Source organism: Polaribacter sp. (assembly GCF_036480315.1).
Lineage (GTDB): Bacteria > Bacteroidota > Bacteroidia > Flavobacteriales > Flavobacteriaceae > Polaribacter.
Genome location: NZ_JAZGGG010000054.1, coordinates 20,129 through 37,781 on the forward strand (window position 1 = coordinate 20,129; position 17,653 = coordinate 37,781).

At 30.4% G+C, this 17,653-nt stretch carries 15 protein-coding genes; 9 read left to right on the forward strand and 6 right to left on the reverse strand.

The genetic code is table 11. From position 1 onward, the window contains the following. The first annotated feature begins 7 nt into the window (after window positions 1-7). From murD to V3V28_RS11115, 8 genes are all read left to right on the forward strand, one after another. Window positions 8-1,393, forward strand: a complete 1,386-nt coding sequence (gene murD / locus V3V28_RS11080; RefSeq protein ID WP_331365079.1) for a UDP-N-acetylmuramoyl-L-alanine--D-glutamate ligase — start codon at window positions 8-10, stop codon at window positions 1,391-1,393. Window positions 1,394-1,519: 126 nt separating this feature from the next. Beyond that, a complete protein-coding gene (locus tag V3V28_RS11085; RefSeq protein ID WP_331365080.1) occupies window positions 1,520-2,704 on the forward strand; it encodes an FtsW/RodA/SpoVE family cell cycle protein in 1,185 nt (394 codons plus the stop codon). Next, entirely contained in the window at window positions 2,688-3,788 is a 1,101-nt protein-coding gene (gene murG, locus V3V28_RS11090; protein ID WP_331365081.1) for an undecaprenyldiphospho-muramoylpentapeptide beta-N-acetylglucosaminyltransferase, read from the forward strand. Before V3V28_RS11085 ends, murG begins: the two co-directional genes overlap by 17 nt. Before the next feature lie 63 nt (window positions 3,789-3,851). Beyond that, window positions 3,852-5,255, forward strand: a complete 1,404-nt coding sequence (gene murC, locus V3V28_RS11095) for a UDP-N-acetylmuramate--L-alanine ligase (RefSeq protein ID WP_331365082.1) — start codon at window positions 3,852-3,854, stop codon at window positions 5,253-5,255. After that, a complete protein-coding gene (locus tag V3V28_RS11100; RefSeq protein WP_331365083.1) occupies window positions 5,245-5,970 on the forward strand; it encodes a cell division protein FtsQ/DivIB in 726 nt (241 codons plus the stop codon). The genes murC and V3V28_RS11100 overlap by 11 nt, the downstream gene beginning before the upstream one ends. Before the next feature lie 7 nt (window positions 5,971-5,977). Further along, window positions 5,978-7,309, forward strand: coding sequence for a cell division protein FtsA (ftsA, locus tag V3V28_RS11105; RefSeq protein ID WP_331365084.1), 1,332 nt, complete (start codon window positions 5,978-5,980; stop codon window positions 7,307-7,309). 105 nt (window positions 7,310-7,414) lie between these two features. Further along, window positions 7,415-9,331 carry a cell division protein FtsZ gene (gene ftsZ, locus V3V28_RS11110; protein ID WP_331365085.1) on the forward strand — a complete coding sequence of 639 codons (1,917 nt, stop codon included), beginning with the start codon at window positions 7,415-7,417 and terminating at the stop codon, window positions 9,329-9,331. 210 nt (window positions 9,332-9,541) lie between these two features. Next, window positions 9,542-9,754 carry a hypothetical protein gene (locus V3V28_RS11115; RefSeq protein ID WP_331365086.1) on the forward strand — a complete coding sequence of 71 codons (213 nt, stop codon included), beginning with the start codon at window positions 9,542-9,544 and terminating at the stop codon, window positions 9,752-9,754. 237 nt (window positions 9,755-9,991) lie between these two features. On the opposite strand, the gene V3V28_RS11120 is transcribed toward V3V28_RS11115, so the two are convergent. Both V3V28_RS11120 and V3V28_RS11125 read right to left on the reverse strand, forming a co-directional pair. Next, window positions 9,992-11,179 (reverse strand): pyridoxal phosphate-dependent aminotransferase, encoded by a 1,188-nt coding sequence (locus V3V28_RS11120; protein ID WP_331365087.1) that lies wholly within the window; start codon window positions 11,177-11,179, stop codon window positions 9,992-9,994. A gap of 26 nt (window positions 11,180-11,205) precedes the next feature. Beyond that, a complete protein-coding gene (locus V3V28_RS11125) occupies window positions 11,206-12,297 on the reverse strand; it encodes a fatty acid desaturase family protein (protein WP_331365088.1) in 1,092 nt (363 codons plus the stop codon). 123 nt (window positions 12,298-12,420) lie between these two features. Here V3V28_RS11125 and rsmG point away from each other — a divergent pair, with 123 nt between their 5' ends. Beyond that, window positions 12,421-13,050: a 16S rRNA (guanine(527)-N(7))-methyltransferase RsmG gene (gene rsmG, locus V3V28_RS11130; protein ID WP_331365089.1), complete on the forward strand. Its 630-nt coding sequence runs from the start codon at window positions 12,421-12,423 to the stop codon at window positions 13,048-13,050. Between the two features lie 95 nt (window positions 13,051-13,145). On the opposite strand, the gene V3V28_RS11135 is transcribed toward rsmG, so the two are convergent. The 4 genes from V3V28_RS11135 to lysS all read right to left on the reverse strand — a co-directional run bounded on the left by V3V28_RS11135 (window position 13,146) and on the right by lysS (window position 17,119). Continuing rightward, on the reverse strand, window positions 13,146-13,517 hold the full coding sequence (locus V3V28_RS11135; protein ID WP_331365090.1) for a hypothetical protein: 372 nt from the start codon (window positions 13,515-13,517) through the stop codon (window positions 13,146-13,148). Between the two features lie 117 nt (window positions 13,518-13,634). Further along, the gene (locus tag V3V28_RS11140; RefSeq protein WP_331365091.1) at window positions 13,635-14,333 is read right to left on the reverse strand and encodes a hypothetical protein; all 699 of its coding nucleotides are present in this window, start codon (window positions 14,331-14,333) and stop codon (window positions 13,635-13,637) included. Between the two features lie 41 nt (window positions 14,334-14,374). Continuing rightward, the gene (locus tag V3V28_RS11145) at window positions 14,375-15,292 is read right to left on the reverse strand and encodes a glutaminase (protein ID WP_331365092.1); all 918 of its coding nucleotides are present in this window, start codon (window positions 15,290-15,292) and stop codon (window positions 14,375-14,377) included. 132 nt (window positions 15,293-15,424) lie between these two features. Further along, window positions 15,425-17,119, reverse strand: a complete 1,695-nt coding sequence (lysS, locus tag V3V28_RS11150; protein ID WP_331365093.1) for a lysine--tRNA ligase — start codon at window positions 17,117-17,119, stop codon at window positions 15,425-15,427. Between the last annotated feature and the right edge of the window lie 534 nt (window positions 17,120-17,653).

Below are 17,653 nucleotides of genomic sequence, written 5' to 3' on the forward strand. Positions count from 1 at the left end.
ATAAAAAATGAAAAACCAAGATAAACATAAGAGTGAGAAAAAGTCCTCCTTAGGAGGATTTAGGAGGCTTGTCATTCTTGGTGGAGGTGAAAGTGGTGTTGGTGCAGCTCTTTTAGGTAAACAAAAAGGGCACGAGGTTTTTGTTTCAGACAAAGGAGAAATTTCAAAAAAATATAAAGAAGTTCTTTTAAATAACGAGATAGATTTTGAAGAGAAAAATCATACAGAAAGCAAAATTTTAAATGCTGATGTTGTGATGAAAAGTCCAGGTATACCAGATACAGTTCCTTTGATTTTAAAGTTGAAGGAAAATGGAGTGCAGGTGATTTCTGAAATTGAATTTGCAGCAAAGTATACTGAAGCTTCAATTGTAGGTATTACTGGTTCAAACGGAAAAACAACAACAACATTATTGTTGCATCATATTTTAAAAAATGCAGGTTTAAACGTAGGAGTTGCTGGAAATATTGGAGACAGTTTTGCGCAACAAGTTGCAGAACAAGATTATAATAATTATGTGCTAGAGTTAAGTAGTTTTCAATTGGATGGAATCGAAAAATTCGCACCACATATTGCAATTTTAACCAATATTACACCAGATCATTTAGATAGATATGAGTATGATTTTAATAAATATATAGCATCAAAATTTAGAATAACAAAAAATCAATCATCGGCCGATTATTTAATTTATGATGTAGATGATGAAGCAATTAATAACTGGTTAAAAGTAAATAAAATACAAGCGAAATTAGTTCCGTTTTCACTTGAAAAAGAATTAGAATACGGAGCATTTATTAGAGAAAACAACATTATTATCAATATTACTAAAGATACAATCAATATGCCAATATCAGCTTTATCAATTAAAGGGAAACACAATACTAAAAATGCAATGGCCGCAACAATGGCTGCGCAATTATTAAAGGCAAGAAAACAGGTAATAAAAGAAAGTTTAGAAGATTTTGAAGGTGCAGAACATCGTTTAGAGAACGTAGCTAAGGTTAGAGACGTAGTTTATATCAATGATTCTAAAGCGACCAATATAAATGCAACTTATTATGCATTAGAATGTATGGATAATACCACGGTTTGGATTGTTGGAGGTGTAGATAAAGGAAATGATTATAATGACTTATTACCGTTGGTAAGAGAAAAAGTGAAAGCAATTGTTTGTTTAGGTGTTGATAATGAAAAAATAAAAAATACGTTTGGTAATGTAGTTGATATTATTGTTGAAACCGCAGGTGCAGAAGAAGCTGTAAAAGTTTCTCATAAATTGGCAGAAAGAGGAGAAACTGTTTTATTGTCACCAGCTTGTGCAAGTTTCGATTTATTTGATAACTATGAAGATAGAGGACGTCAATTTAAAGCAGCTGTTAGAAGCCTTTAAAAGTTTATCTCAACCTTCCCAAATGGAAAGAATTAACAGATTTGAAGTAAAATAAAAATTAGAATAAATAAAAAGCATAGATAAACACGATAGTGTTTCCCTCTTTAGGAGAGAATAGGAAGGCTTATGAAAACCATTTTTCAACATATAAAAGGAGATAAAACCATTTGGGCAATCGTTGCCATTTTGGCGATATTCTCATTTATGCCCGTGTATAGCGCAAGTACAAATTTGGTGTATGTTGTTGGTAATGGATCTACTTTAGGACATTTAGTAAAACATGCGGTTTTGCTAATTATGGGTTTTGCAATTATTTATGGAGTTCATAAAGTGCCCTATAGATATTTTTCTGGCGGTTCTGTAATTATGTTACCAGTAGTAATTGTTTTGTTGGCAGTTACATTAGCGCAAGGAACCACAATTGGCGGCGCAAATGCAAGTAGATGGATTCGAATTGGAGGTATCGGTTTTCAAACTTCTACTTTAGCTGGTTTGGTTTTAATGGTTTATGTAGCAAGGTATTTGGCTCGAAATAAAGAAAAGAAAATTAGATTTAAAGAAAGTTTATTACAGCTTTGGTTACCAGTTTCGTTGGTTTTAATTTTGATATTACCTGCAAATTTTTCTACAACAGCTATCATTTTTACAATGATTTTAGTAATTGTGTTTATAGGTGGTTATCCATTAAAATATATAGGTTTTGTATTAGGAGCAGGACTTTTAGCATTGATGTTTTTTGTGTTAATTGCTAAAGCTTTTCCAGATGCAATGCCAAATAGAGTACAAACTTGGCAAAATAGAATAGAGAGTTTCTCACAAGAAGGTGGTAAAGAAGCGTATCAAGTTGAAAAAGCAAAAATAGCAATAGCAACTGGTGGCTCATTTGGGGTTGGTCCTGGAAAAAGTGTTCAAAAAAACTTTTTACCACAATCATCTTCTGATTTTATTTATGCAATAATTATTGAAGAATATGGAATGTTTGGTGGTTTTATAATTTTGTCAATTTACTTTTTATTGCTTTTCAGGATTTTTGTTGTTATAAGAAAAACGACCACAATTTTCGGAACATTATTAGTGCTTGGTGTAGGTCTTCCAATAATTTTTCAAGCCACTATTAATATGGCTGTAGCCAGTAATTTATTTCCTGTAACTGGGCAAACCTTACCGCTAATTAGTAGTGGAGGAACTTCCATTTGGATGACCTGTTTTGCACTAGGAATGATATTAAGTGTAAGTGCCACAAAAACAGTTACAGAAGAAGAAATTTTAGATGATAATCCTTTAGATATTTTACATGAAACAATCGATTAACATACTAATTTCCGGTGGTGGAACTGGCGGACATATTTATCCAGCAATTGCAATTGCAAACGAATTAAAGTTGCGTTTTCCGGATGCAAATTTTTTGTTTGTTGGCGCAAAAGATAAAATGGAAATGGAGAAAGTTCCGCAAGCGGGATATGAAATAAAAGGATTGTGGATTTCTGGAATTCAACGAAAATTAACGGTAGATAATTTATCGTTTCCATTTAAGTTGATGAGTAGTTTATGGAATGCATCAAAAATAATAAGAAAGTTTAAACCAGATGTAGCAATTGGTACAGGTGGTTTTGCAAGTGGCCCAACTTTAATGATGGCTAATAGAAAAGGAATTCCGAATTTAATACAAGAGCAGAATTCTTTTCCAGGAATTACTAACAAATTATTGAGTAAAAAAGCAAACAAGGTTTGTGTTGCTTATGATAATTTAGAAAGGTTTTTTCCAGTTGATAAAATTATAAAGACAGGGAATCCTGTTCGTCAAGATTTGTTGTCTATTCATTCAAAAACAGATGATGGAAAAATGTTTTTCAAACTAGATAAAGAAAAGAAAACGGTCTTAATTTTAGGAGGAAGTTTAGGGGCACGGAGAATAAATCAGTTAATAGAAAGTAATTTAGAGTTCTTTAAAAAACAAGGAATTCAAATTATTTGGCAATGTGGAAAACTATATTTTGAAGAATACAAAAAATACAATGGGTTAGAAAATGTACAAGTACATCAATTTATAAATAGAATGGATTTTGCATATGCATCTTCAGATATTATTATCTCTAGAGCAGGTGCAAGTTCTGTTTCAGAATTATGTATTGTAGGTAAGCCAGTTGTGTTTATTCCATCACCTAATGTTGCTGAAGATCATCAAACTAAAAACGCAAAATCTGTTGCAGATAAACATGCAGCAATTTTGTTAAGAGAAAGTGAGTTAGAAACCTTTCCAGTCGTTTTTGAAACATTATTAAAAGATAAAGGTAAACAGCAAAGTTTAGCTGAAAATATAAAAGAATTAGCGTTGCCAAGCGCAACAACAGATATTGTAAACGAAATAGAAAAGTTGTTAAAAAGCCCATCTTAATCTTCCCGGAAGGAAGAAGCACTCATGCGAAGAAAAGATAGGGTTTAAGGAATTGAAAGAATAATGAACATTAAAAATAAAGATATAAGCAACAATGAGAAAGTCCTCCCCAATGGGAAGAATTTAGGATGGGCTTATATTTATTTTATCGGAATTGGTGGTATAGGAATGAGCGCAATTGCTCGTTATTTTGCTGTGAATGGAAAACAAGTTGCTGGTTATGATAAAACTGCTACTAAAATTACAAATTCTTTAGAAGATCTCGATGTTGAAATTCATTTTGAAGATGCTGTGAAAAATATTCCAATTTCTTTTTTAGAAAAAAGTAAAACGTTGGTTGTTTATACGCCAGCTGTTCCTGAAAATCATACAGAATTAAATTATTTTATAGACAATAAGTTTACGGTTTTAAAAAGGTCTGAAATTTTAGGAAAAATTACTGAAACGACCTTCTGTTTAGCGGTAGCAGGAACTCACGGAAAAACAACTACTTCGTCTATTTTAGGCCATATAATGGCAGAAGTAAAAGCTACTTCGTTTTTAGGTGGAATTGCAGAGAATTATAATACCAATCTAATTTTAGGGGAAGATAAAATTTCTGTTGTAGAAGCAGATGAGTTTGATAGATCTTTTCTAAAGTTGAGCCCTAATATTGCAAGTATAACCTCTATGGATGCAGATCATTTAGATATTTATGGAGATTCTGATACGTTACAAGAATCATTTATAGATTTTTCTAATAAAGTTTCAGATACATTAATTGTAGCAAAAGGTTTGCCTTTAAAAGGATTAACTTATGCTGTAAATGAAGATGCGGATTATAAGGCATATAATTTAAAAATAGAAAGCGGGAAATATATTTTTGATGTGCAAACTCCTACTTCAGAAATTAAAAATATTGAGTTTAATTTACCAGGAAAACATAATGTTATGAATGCTTTAGCAGCATTGGCAATGGCAGATGTTTATGGAATTTCATTAGAAAACATTAAAGATAGTTTATCAACTTTTAAAGGAGTAAAACGTAGGTTTTCTTATAAAATTAAAACAAACGATTTTGTGTTGATTGATGATTATGCACATCATCCTACAGAAATAAATGCTGTTGAAAATTCGGTTAGAGAAATGTATCCGAATGAGAAAGTATTGGTTGTTTTTCAGCCACATTTGTTTTCTAGAACAAGAGATTTTATTGAAGATTTTGCATCTGCTTTATCAAAATTTGATGAAGTATTGTTATTAGACATTTATCCAGCAAGAGAAGAGCCAATTGCTGGTGTGAATTCTGATTGGTTATTGAGTAAAATTGATAACGAACATAAAAAACTGACAAATAAAAATAATTTACTAAAAGATATTAAGAATTCATCTGCAAAAGTAGTTACAATGTTAGGTGCTGGTGATATTGGGATATTGATTGAAGAAGTAACAAATAAACTTTTAAAAACGGAAGATAATGGAGTTTAAAAAGTTCTTGAAATACCTGTTATTCCTTACTATTATTGTAAGTGTGGGGTTTTTGTATAGTTTTTCTTCAAAAAGAAATTCTGCAAAAATAATAGACGAACCTGTTGTGGAATTTGAGGCTGGAGACAATAGTTTTCTAACACATTCTATGGTTAATAAATTGTTAATACAAAATGGTGAAACAGTTAGTAATAAAGCAAAATCTACATTAGATTTATATGGTTTAGAGAATACGGTTTTAAATAACCCATATGTAGAAAAAGCTACTGTTTTTTTTACAATAGGTGGTGTGCTAAAAACGGTGATAAAACAGCGTAAACCAATTGCAAGAATTATTTCAGAAAATGATTCTTATTACATTGATAAACAAGGTGTAAAAGTTCCTTTGTCTGAAAACTATTCAACAAGAGTTCTTTTAATTTCAGGTATTAAAAATGAAGTGGATGTTGATGAAATATTACCTTTAATTGATGTTATTTTGAAAGATAATTTTCTTCAAAAAGAAGTTGTTGGAATTCAGAAATTTGATGATGATGAGTATCAATTTTCCGTTAGAAGTGGAAATTATAAAATCTATTTTGGAAAATTAACCAATGTTGATGTAAAATTTAAGAAGTTAAAAGCGTTTTATAATAAAACATTTTTAGATAAAACGATTCAGAATTATAAAACGATTAATGTAAAATATCACAACCAAGTTGTGTGCACAAAATAAATCAAAAATGGAAGACAATAAAATAGCAGTTGGTTTAGATATTGGTACAACCAAAATTGTTGCCATGATTGGTCGTAAAAATGAGTACGACAAAATTGAAGTTATTGGTATTGGCAAAGCGAAGAGTTTAGGTGTAAAGCGTGGTGTAGTTAGTAATATTACACAAACAATACAATCTATTCAACAAGCTGTAGATGAAGCAGAAAGTGTTTCTGGCCTTAAAATAGAAGATGTAGTTGTAGGTATTGCAGGTCAACATATTAGAAGTTTACACCATAGTGATTATATCACAAGAAATAATGCAGATGAAGTTATTGATGATGTAGATATTGAGAATTTGGTAAATCAAGTTCACAAATTGGTAATGTTACCTGGAGAAGAAATTATCCATGTGTTACCACAAGAATTTAAAGTAGATTCTCAAGCAGATATCAAAGAACCAATTGGTATGTATGGTGGACGTTTAGAAGCTAATTTTCATGTAGTTGTTGGGCAAGTTTCATCAATAAGAAATATAGGACGTTGTGTAAAAAGTGCAGGTTTAGATTTAAGTGATATTACATTGGAACCTTTAGCATCTGCATCTGCAGTTTTAAGTCAAGAAGAAAAAGAAGCAGGAGTTGCTTTAATTGATATTGGTGGTGGAACAACTGATTTAGCAATTTTTAAAGACGGAATAATTAGACACACAGCTGTAATTCCTTTTGGAGGAAATGTAATAACAGACGACATAAAAGAAGGTTGTTCTATTATAGAGAAACAAGCAGAGTTATTAAAAATAAAATTTGGTTCTGCTTGGCCTGGCGAAAATAAAGAAACAGAAATAGTTTCAATTCCTGGTTTAAGAGGAAGAGAGCCTAAAGAAATTACGTTAAAAAATTTATCTAAAATTATACACGCAAGAGTTCAAGAAATTATTGAGCACGTGTATTTAGAGATTAAAAATTACGGGCATGAAACTGCAAAAGGAAAATTAATTGCAGGTATTGTTTTAACTGGTGGTGGTGCACAATTAAAGCATTTACGTCAGTTAGTAGAATATATTACAGGTATGGATGCTAGAATTGGTTTTCCTAATGAACATTTAGCGGGTGATTCTGATGATGCTTTATCTAGTCCTGCTTATGCAACCGCTGTTGGTTTGCTAATGGAAGGTTTAGAAAAAGATAATAAAGAAGAAACTGTTGAAGAAGTTGTAGAAGAAGTAATTGTAACAACAGAAAACGAAGTTGAAGAAGTACAACAAATTGTAGAGGAAAGACCAAAATCAAAAAAGAAAAAATCGTTTTTTGAAAAATTTACAGAAGGATTAAAAGACTTTTTAGACAACGCAGAATAAAATAAGTAGATAGTTTTCAGTTGCATTAAGCAGTTGTTAGTTTGCTTTTATGAATTTGAGAATTAAGAAAGAAAATAAAAAATTAAAATATAAAGTAACGTTATTATGAGCGCAGAATTTGATAACATTTCATTTGACATGCCAAAAACACAATCCAACACCATTAAGGTAATTGGAGTTGGTGGTGGTGGTAGCAACGCGGTAAATCACATGTTTACCCAAAACATTAAAGGAGTAGATTTTGTAATCTGTAATACAGATGCACAAGCTTTAGAAAATAGTTCTGTTCCTAATAAAATTCAGTTAGGAGCAAATCTAACATCTGGTTTAGGTGCTGGTGCAAATCCAGAAGTTGGTGCACAAGCTGCAAAGGAAAGTATGCAAGAAATTCAGCAAATGTTAAATACCCAGACTAAAATGGTATTTATAACTGCTGGAATGGGTGGTGGAACTGGTACAGGAGCAGCACCAATTATTGCAAAAATAGCTAAAGATATGGACATTCTTACTGTTGGTATTGTTACAATGCCATTTCAGTTTGAAGGTAGAAGACGCTCAAAACAAGCTCAAATAGGAATCGACCAACTGCGCCAAAATGTAGATTCTTTAATTGTGATTAATAATAATAAACTTCGTGAAGTATATGGAAACCTAGGTTTTAAAGCTGGTTTTTCTAAAGCAGATGAAGTGCTTTCTACTGCGTCTAAAGGAATTGCTGAAGTAATTACGCATCACTATAAACAAAATATTGATTTACACGATGCAAAAACAGTACTTTCTAATAGTGGAACTGCAATTATGGGTTCTGCAAAAGAAGAAGGTACAAACAGAGCAAAAAATGCCATTGTAAAAGCATTAGATTCTCCTTTATTGAACGATAATAAAATTACTGGAGCAAAGAATGTTTTACTTTTAATTGTTTCTGGAACCAACGAAGTTACTTTAGATGAAATCGGAGAAATTAACGATTACATTCAAAATGAAGCTGGTTACGACGCTAATATTATTATGGGTGTTGGTGAAGATGAAAAATTAGGTGATGCTATTGCGGTTACTATCGTTGCAACAGGTTTTGCTGCTGATCAACAAGGTGAAATTACAAACACGGAAGTTAAGAAGATTGTTCATACTTTAGAAGAAGAACAAAAAGCAACTTATAATTTTGGTGAAAAAACAATTACAAAAGCACCAACATTAGACCAACCAATTTCTAATAAATCTGACCAAAAAATTGTACATACTTTAGAAGATGATACAGATACATTAGATGCGCCGCATAGTCCAAAGATGGATTTGATTCAAACTTCTGAAATCATTGCAAGTATGCCTGTTTCTTATGATGAAATTCACACAGAAGCAATTGCAGATGAAGATTTTATCATTACAGATATTACGCCAGTTGTTGAAGAAATAATTGAAGAAGAGCCACAACAATTACAAGCGGATCTAATATTTGATTTACCTTTAAATCTTAATGTTGAAGAAAAAGAAGATGTTGAAATTAAATTTAATTTAAATGAAGAAAAAGTATCAAATATAATTGAAATTGATGTTATAGATACACAAGAAATTGTTTTTGAAAGAAAAGAAAAAGAAACTCGTTATGTTTTAGAAGAATTTGATGCACAACCAACAATTGGTAAAAGTTCTCATATCATCGAAAATAAAGTTGAAGAAGAGGAAGAAGAAATTCAGTTTGAATTAAAAACGGCAACGCCACAAGCAGTAGTTAATAAGATTGAAACTACTAGTGAAGAAGTTTCTCCTTTAGATTTAACAATTTCTGAATTACAACAAAGAGCTGAAGAAAGACGTAAAAAAATGAAAGGTTTCAACTATAAATTTAACGATCAGTTAAATAAAAAGGTTGATGAAATTTCTCGTCAGCCAGCTTATAAAAGACAAGGTCTAGATTTAAGTTTAGATGCACCAATAAGTAAATCTCAAACAGCAATTAATAAAGATGATGACGGTGTTAATTTTAAATCTAACAATTCTTTTTTACATGATAATGTAGATTAAGAGCAAAATAGCATACTAATTATCTAAAAACCACATCTGTAAAAGATGTGGTTTTTTGCTTTTTTACAAATTATTTTCATTTTTTTTTCTGATTGTCGTAAACCATGAATGCTATAAAAACCTTTATTCTAGGTGTTTTGATGATTTTTTTTGTGTAACATTTTTTTTTTGCAGTCGTCTCTATTATATAAATCAATTAAACTAAACACCATGAAATATTTACAAACTACAACAGTATTAGAAAGAGGAATTTTAACTTCAGCTTACAAACAAGAAATAAAAAAAGATATTAGAAATGCAAAATCTAAATCATTATCTAGCGTAAAATCTATGATTATTAATCATGGACAAATAGAAAGCCAAACTGGTACTATTTTAAGAGTATCTCTTTTTGTGATTGCTATTGTTATGATTTCTTTTTAATAAACTTAATACTTCAATAAGAACTTACCTTTATAAACAAGCTCGCGTAGGCGATTGAAACGGCATCCTTTTTAAATGTCAGTTCGAGTGAATTTGCGATGAAAGAGCAAATTTGTATCGAGAACAAATTTAAAAAGATATAGTGGAAAGCGCGGTTTTTTGATTTTCTCAAAAACACGTCAAAAAAAATCCATCTAAAAAAAGATGGATTTATAATTTATAGCGTAAAAGTTATTTCTAACTTAATACTTTTTTAATTCTCTTAATTGCTTCTCTAATTTGTAATTCAGATGCTGCATAAGATATTCTAATACAATTTGGTGCACCAAAAGCGTCACCTGTTACAGTAGCTACATTTGCTTTTTCTAAAATATATAATGCAAAGTCACTTGCATTCTCAATTTTTACATCGTTAATTGTTTTACCAAAAAAGGCAGAAACATCTGGAAAAACATAAAAAGCGCCTTCTGGTACATTTACTTTAAAACCATCTATTTCTCTTAATAAACCAATAATGATATCTCTACGAGTTTTAAACTCATCTACCATAAATTGAATTTTAGAAACAGGAGCTAAAACTGCAGTAATTGCGGCTCTTTGTGCAATACAATTAGTACCAGAAGTAATTTGACCTTGCATTTTTGTACAAGCCTTTGCAATCCATTCTGGAGCACCAATATAACCAATTCGCCAACCTGTCATAGCAAATGCTTTTGCTAAACCGTTTACGGTAATGGTTCTATCGAACATGCTTTCTATTTGTGCAAAACTAAATGGTTTGCAATCGTAATTTACGTGTTCGTAAATTTCGTCTGATAAAATATAAATATTTGGGTGTTTTTCTAAAATTACTGCTAATGCTCTGTATTCTGCTTCGCTATAAATAGTACCACTTGGGTTATTTGGCGAGTTAAAGAAAATCATTTTTGTTTTAGGCGTAATTGCTGCTTCTAATTGTGTAGGAGTGATTTTAAAATCATTCTCAATAGAAGAAGGAATTTCTACATATTTTGCTTCACATAAAGTTGCAATTGCAGAATAACTTACCCAATAAGGTGCTGGTAATAAAACCTCGTCTCCTGGGTTTAACAATACTTGTGCAATATTTGCAATAGATTGTTTTGCGCCAGTAGAAACTACTACCTGACTAGGTTTGTATACTAAATTATTATCTCTTTTGAACTTTACACAGATTGCTTCTTTTAATTCTGCATAACCATCTACAGGAGAATACGAATTGTAATTTTGATTGATAGCTTCTATTGCAGCATCTTTAATAAAATCTGGTGTATTAAAATCTGGTTCCCCTAAACTTAAACCAATAATATCTTTACCTGCTTTTTTTAATTCTCTTGCTTTTGCTGCCATTGCTAATGTTGCAGAAACAGGTAAACTGTTAATTCTGTCCGATAATGGATGTTTCATCTTACTGTTTGTTGTGTGTTGTTTGTTTATGCTAATTCGGGATTTTGTCCTAAAACTCCTAAATGTCTAAAATGTTCTATAACGGCTTTACGCATTGTGTCGTATTCATTATATGGCAAATTAAATTCTTTTGCAGTTTCTTTTACAATTTTAGCTAAACTATTATAATGCACATGAGAAATATGCGGAAAAATATGATGTTCAACTTGATGGTTTAATCCACCTGTATAGAAGTTTACCAACCAATTGCTAGGTGCAAAGTTAGAAGTTGTATATAATTGATGGACTGCCCAAGTATGCTCTAAATTACCTTCTTTATCTGGTAAAGGCATTTTTGTATTTGGTACAATATGCGCTAATTGAAAAACCAAACTTAAAATCATACCTGCAGTATAATGCATTACAATAAAACCAATAACTATTTTCCACCATGCAACATCTAAAACCAATAAAGGTAAAACAATCCAAAGTGCATAATAAACAACTTTAGAAATCACTAATTTTGTCCATTCTGTTGCTGGGTTCGGGAATTTACCGTAAGATAATTTACGTTTTAAATAACGGTGCATTTGCTTAATATCTGTAGTAATTGCCCAATTAATTGTTAATAATCCGTATAAGAATATCGAATAATATTTTTGAAGTTTATGAATTTTAAACCATTTAGAGTGTTGAGAAAAACGAATAATTCTACCGGCATCTATATCTTCATCATGTCCTTCTACGTTTGTAAAGGTATGATGTAAAACATTGTGTTGTACTTTCCAATTATACACATTCCCAGCAAGTATATAAATACTGCTACCCATTAATTTATTTACCCATTTTCTTTTAGAAAAAGATTCATGATTAGCATCGTGCATTACATTCATACCAACACCAGCCATTCCTATTCCAGTTACAACCATCAACAATGCCATGGTCCATTGTGGCATAGAAACTGTAAGTATTAATATAAAAGGAATTAAAAATAAAGAAAACATAATAATTGCTTTTGTATACAATTTCCAGTTTCCTGTTCTTTTAATATCGTTTTCTTTAAAATATGTATTAACTCTTTTGTTAAGAATTCTAAAGAATTTAGCTTTATCTACTCTTGAGAAGTTTATAGTTTTCATTCAGTATTTTAATATTGATTTACAAAAATAATCTTTTTGAACTTGCTTTATATGATAAACGTCAGCTTTTGTTACTAATTGTTTGTAAACAATAACTATTTTTGCAATTCAAACATTATTTAGATGGATATTATTCAGAAATATTTTAAAAATTTATCAGAAACACAAATCGAACAATTTTCTAAACTTCAGGAATTGTACCAAGATTGGAACTTAAAAATTAATGTGGTTTCTAGAAAAGATATAGACGAATTGTATTTACGTCATGTTTTACATTCTTTAGGAATTGCTAAAGTTGTACAGTTTAAACCAGGTTCTAAAATATTAGATGTTGGTACAGGTGGTGGTTTTCCAGGGATTCCATTGGCTATTTTGTTTCCAGAAACACAATTTCATTTAGTAGATTCTATTGGTAAAAAGATAAAAGTAGTAAATGAAGTTGCAGAAGGTTTGGGTTTAGAAAACGTAAAAACTACCAATGGTAGAGTAGAAGAAGTTAAAGATACCTACGATTTTATTGTAAGTAGAGCCGTTGCGCAAATGGAAACTTTTGTTGGTTGGACTAAAGGAAGAATAGCTAAAAAGCAGAATCATGATCTTAAAAACGGAATTTTATACTTAAAGGGTGGTGATTTATCTGAAGAGTTAAAACTTTACACTTCTGCTACAATCTATAATTTACCAGATTATTTTGAAGAAGATTTTTATGAAACAAAGAAAGTAGTACATTTAGGAATGAAGTTTAAAGGGTAAATGTTAGTTACCAATTTATATTTTCTTCAATAAAATTAATTAAACTTTTTGCCATTAATTCTTGCTCTTTCATAGACGGATGTGTTCCACTTTTTTTACACGGCATAAAGTTGTGTGTAGATTGTAGAGTCACTTAAACGTTCAACAGTTTTTGTAATATAATTAATCCATATAGAACCTTTTTTCCTAGCATCTATAGATCCTAGAGTACATCTAATATTAGCTTTAGGGTACTGTTTTCTTATTTTTGATACAAATTGTTGATATGCGTTTGTAATATCTTCTTCATCAGGATTTTTAGTACCAAACCTTGCTTTAAATTCATCATGTTTTGGCATATTTAATAACCAAGAATCTATTCTGCCAGAATATTCTATTTGAAAATTGGTATAATCTATGATTTTCTCTTTTTTAAAAGAACACGCAAAAACAAAAGATAAAGCTATAAATAAAAGGATTTTTCTCAACACGATTGATTTTTTTTATAAGTAAAATAATTTTACATGTTTAATAACTAAAGTAGCAATATGTTTTTTGTTGAATTAAGAAATATTTGAAACAAGGTAAACAAATCTTACTTATAATTAACAGATCATTAATAACCTGGGTTCTCCTTTTTTTTCTTTAGGTGCTCTATGAATACATGGTAATACTTTGCTTTCTGGGTGATCTATGGCTAACTTCCATAAATTCCCGTTTCCTAAATTAATTATGTTTGCATCTGGTTTTGGTTGATAATGTAAATCAAAGAAAAATTCAGTTAAAAAGGCTTCAAAATCATTATCAGAGCCATCGTATAATTTTTTTAATTCCGTTCGTATTTCAGGAATTAGAATTTTTTGTGTTGCTTCTAAATTATTTATTATTTCACTTGGTTCACCAAAATAAGTGCATAAATAAGTATCTGTTGCTATTGGAGAGCGATCTACATGAAAAGAATACACATCTGTTGGAAGGTAGGGATAACTATCATCTTTGTCATAATTTTTTATAATATTTAAAACAGGAGATGTTCCATAGTTTTTTAATAACTTTAAGTCATTTATAAGAATGTTTCTGGCTAATTGACCTTGTTTACTTAATTTTAGTGTTAGTAATTGCTCAGTATTTAACTCTGTTATATTTTCGCTAACGCTTACTTTATTAATGATTTCAGAAAAATCGCCAATTAAATTACGGTTCCAAGACATTGCATTTATCTCGTTATAAAAAGGTGTCGAAATAAGTTCTTTAAAATTTGTAACGCTTTTAATTTGATTTTTTAAAGAAGGTAAATTGTTCATTTGTGTTTTTAGTGTTTTTTTAGAATAAATTAGAACTAAATCTAAAAAATTGAAGAAGCGGTTTTTGAAGTAAACTTTTCTAAAAACAACATTCCTTTAAATGAGTTTCCTTTTTTGTTTAATTTTGGACTCCAGACTGCAATACAGTATTTATTTGGATGAACTGCAATAATACCACCACCAACACCACTTTTTCCGGGTAAGCCAACTCTAAAGGCAAACTCACCAGATTCATCATAAAACCCACAGGTTAGCATAATTGCATTTATTCTTTTTGCCTGGCTAATAGTAAGAACGGGTGTGTTTTTTGTTGTTGTAAAATTATCGTTTGCTAAAAAAAGAAATGTATTAGAAAGTTCTTTACAGCTCATTTCTATAGAACAGGTATAGAAGTAAAAGTCTAACACATCGTTAACATCGTTTTTAATATTACCAAAAGATTTTATAAAGTTACATAATGCTATATTTCTAAAACCAGTTTTTTTCTCTGATTGTGCTACTTTTTCTGAATACTTTAAATTTTGACTGTTAGAAACTTCTTTATAGAAATTTAGAAAGTCTTCTTTTGGGTTTTTTAAATGGCTTATTAAAATATCACAAATAACAATTGCACCTGCATTAATAAAAGGATTTCTGGGTTTCCCTTGGTCAGATTCTAATTGTAAAAGTGAATTAAAAGGGTTTCCAGAAGGTTCTACATCAACTCTATCCCACAATTTTTCTCCTTTTAATTTGTACGCTAAAGTTAGGGTTAGAATTTTAGAAATACTTTGAATTGAAAATTTCTTATAAACGTTTCCAAAACCAATTTGTTGGTTTTTTATTGTAGAAAGATGCACACCAAAATTATTAGCGTCCACAAAAGCTAACTCTGGAATATAACTAGCAACTGTACCAATATCATCCATGTTTTTAACATCAGAATATATCTGTTCAATTATTTTAGAATAATTTTCCATTACTAATTTTAGTTTTTCAAATCTATTAGAAATTTTTTTAAGAAACAAAATAAAAAAAGGAACTACATTTAAGCAATTCCTTTTACAATTTTATTTAATAAGATTCTGAAACGAGTTCAGAATTATAAATTGCTATGCAATTTCTACAAACAAGCCTTCTTCTGTTTTAGAAACCTTTGCAACCTCTTTTTTAGTTAAACCTTTAATGGCTTTGTCCCACTTTTTGTTAGACAAACCAGATTGTACTTTTAAAGTATTTAAGTCTATTTTTTCAGCTTTAGTAATAATTGCTAAAACAGCTTTCTCTTCATCGTTTAATTCAATAGAAGGCGCTTTCTTTTCAGGACGCATTTGAGGAAAGAAAAGAACTTCTTGTATCGATTGGTTGTTTGTTAAGAACATGATTAAACGGTCCATTCCAATTCCCATTCCAGAAGTTGGTGGCATACCGTATTCTAAAGCACGTAAGAAATCTTCATCGATAAACTCGGTAGCTTCATCATCACCTTTTTGTGCTAATTTTAATTGATGCTCAAAACGCTCACGTTGATCAATTGGGTCATTCAATTCAGAATATGCATTTGCAACTTCTTTACCACAAACCATTAACTCAAAACGCTCTGTTAATTCTGGGTTGTCTCTGTGTTCTTTACAAAGAGGAGACATTTCTTTAGGATAATCTGTAATAAAAGTTGGCTGAATGTAATTTGCTTCACATTTTTCACCAAAAATTTCATCAATTAACTTTCCTTTCCCCATTGTTTCATCAACAGGTATATTCATTCCTTTTGCAGCAGTTCTAATTTCACCTTCTGTTTTTCCAGTAATGTCAAAACCAGTAAAATGTTTTATAGAATCTGCCATGGTTACTCTTGCATATGGCGCTTTAAAGTTAATTTGGTGTTCACCAAAAGTAGCTTCCGAAGTTCCATTTACAGCAATTGCACAATGTTCTAAAAGTTGCTCACAAAAATCCATCATCCAATTGTAATCTTTGTAAGAAACATAGATTTCCATGGCTGTAAATTCAGGATTATGAGTTCTGTCCATTCCTTCATTTCTAAAGTTTTTAGAGAATTCATAAACACCATCAAAACCACCAACAATTAATCTTTTAAGATATAATTCGTTCGCAATTCTCATGTATAAAGGTATATCTAAAGAATTATGATGTGTAATAAAAGGTCTTGCTGCTGCGCCACCAGGAATTGGTTGTAAAACCGGAGTTTCAACCTCAAAATAACCAGCATCATTAAAGAAAGAACGCATTGCGTTAAACATTTTTGTTCTCTTAATAAATACTTCTTTCACATTAGGGTTTACAACTAAATCTACATAACGCTGTCTGTAACGCATCTCTGGATCTGTAAACGCATCAAAAGTAACACCATCTTTTACCTTTGGCATTGGTAAAGGCTTAAGTGCTTTACTCAATAATTTAAAAGACTTAACTTTTACAGTTTTTTCGCCAACTTTGGTCGTGAATAATTCACCTTCAATACCAATAAAATCACCTAAATCTAATAACTTCTTAAAAACATCATTATATAAAGATTTGTCTTCGCCAGTACAGATTTCATCTCTATTAAAATACACTTGTATTCTACCTTCACCATCTTGTAACTGCGCAAAAGAAGCTTTTCCTTGTATGTTTATAGACATTAAACGTCCAGCAATTATAACCTTTTTGCCATCTGTAAAATTTTCTTTTATTTCTTTAGAGTTAGAATCTAACGGAAATAAATCTGCTGGATAAGGATTAATACCCATATCTCTTAATTTTACTAGCTTTTCTCTACGTACAACTTCTTGTTCTGATAATTGCATTTCTTATATATTAATGATAAATTTTTAAAGACTACAAAGATACAACGTTTCAAGAATTTTACAATTACAGAATTCGATAAAATACATATTAATTGTTGTGGATATTATAAAACGTTGTATATTTGTCCGCTACTTTTTGTTGAAGTAGCATTTAGTTGTGTTGTTTGGCACTTTATAAAAAGTGTCTTGGTTTTGTTAACCAATGGAAAGCTTCCCTTAAATGGGACGCTTTTTTTTTTGCTTTAAATTTACTTTAAGAGTTGTTTTTGAAGCTACTTCCTGCTTTTCGCACTCGCTTTTTTTATTCAGAAAAAGAATAAAAAAGAGCTCAAACAAATGCTACAATCAGGGCTAGAATTGTTTGCAGGCTTCATTGAATACTTAAAAATTTGTGTTATTAAAGTAACCAAACCTGTTGTGCATTATAAAAAAGCTGTTCATTGATTAAGAGAATCGTATATTTAATTGAATTTCAAACATTTAAATAGATGAACAGCTTTAGAGCAAATTACGAGAAAATTTTAGAGGTATTAA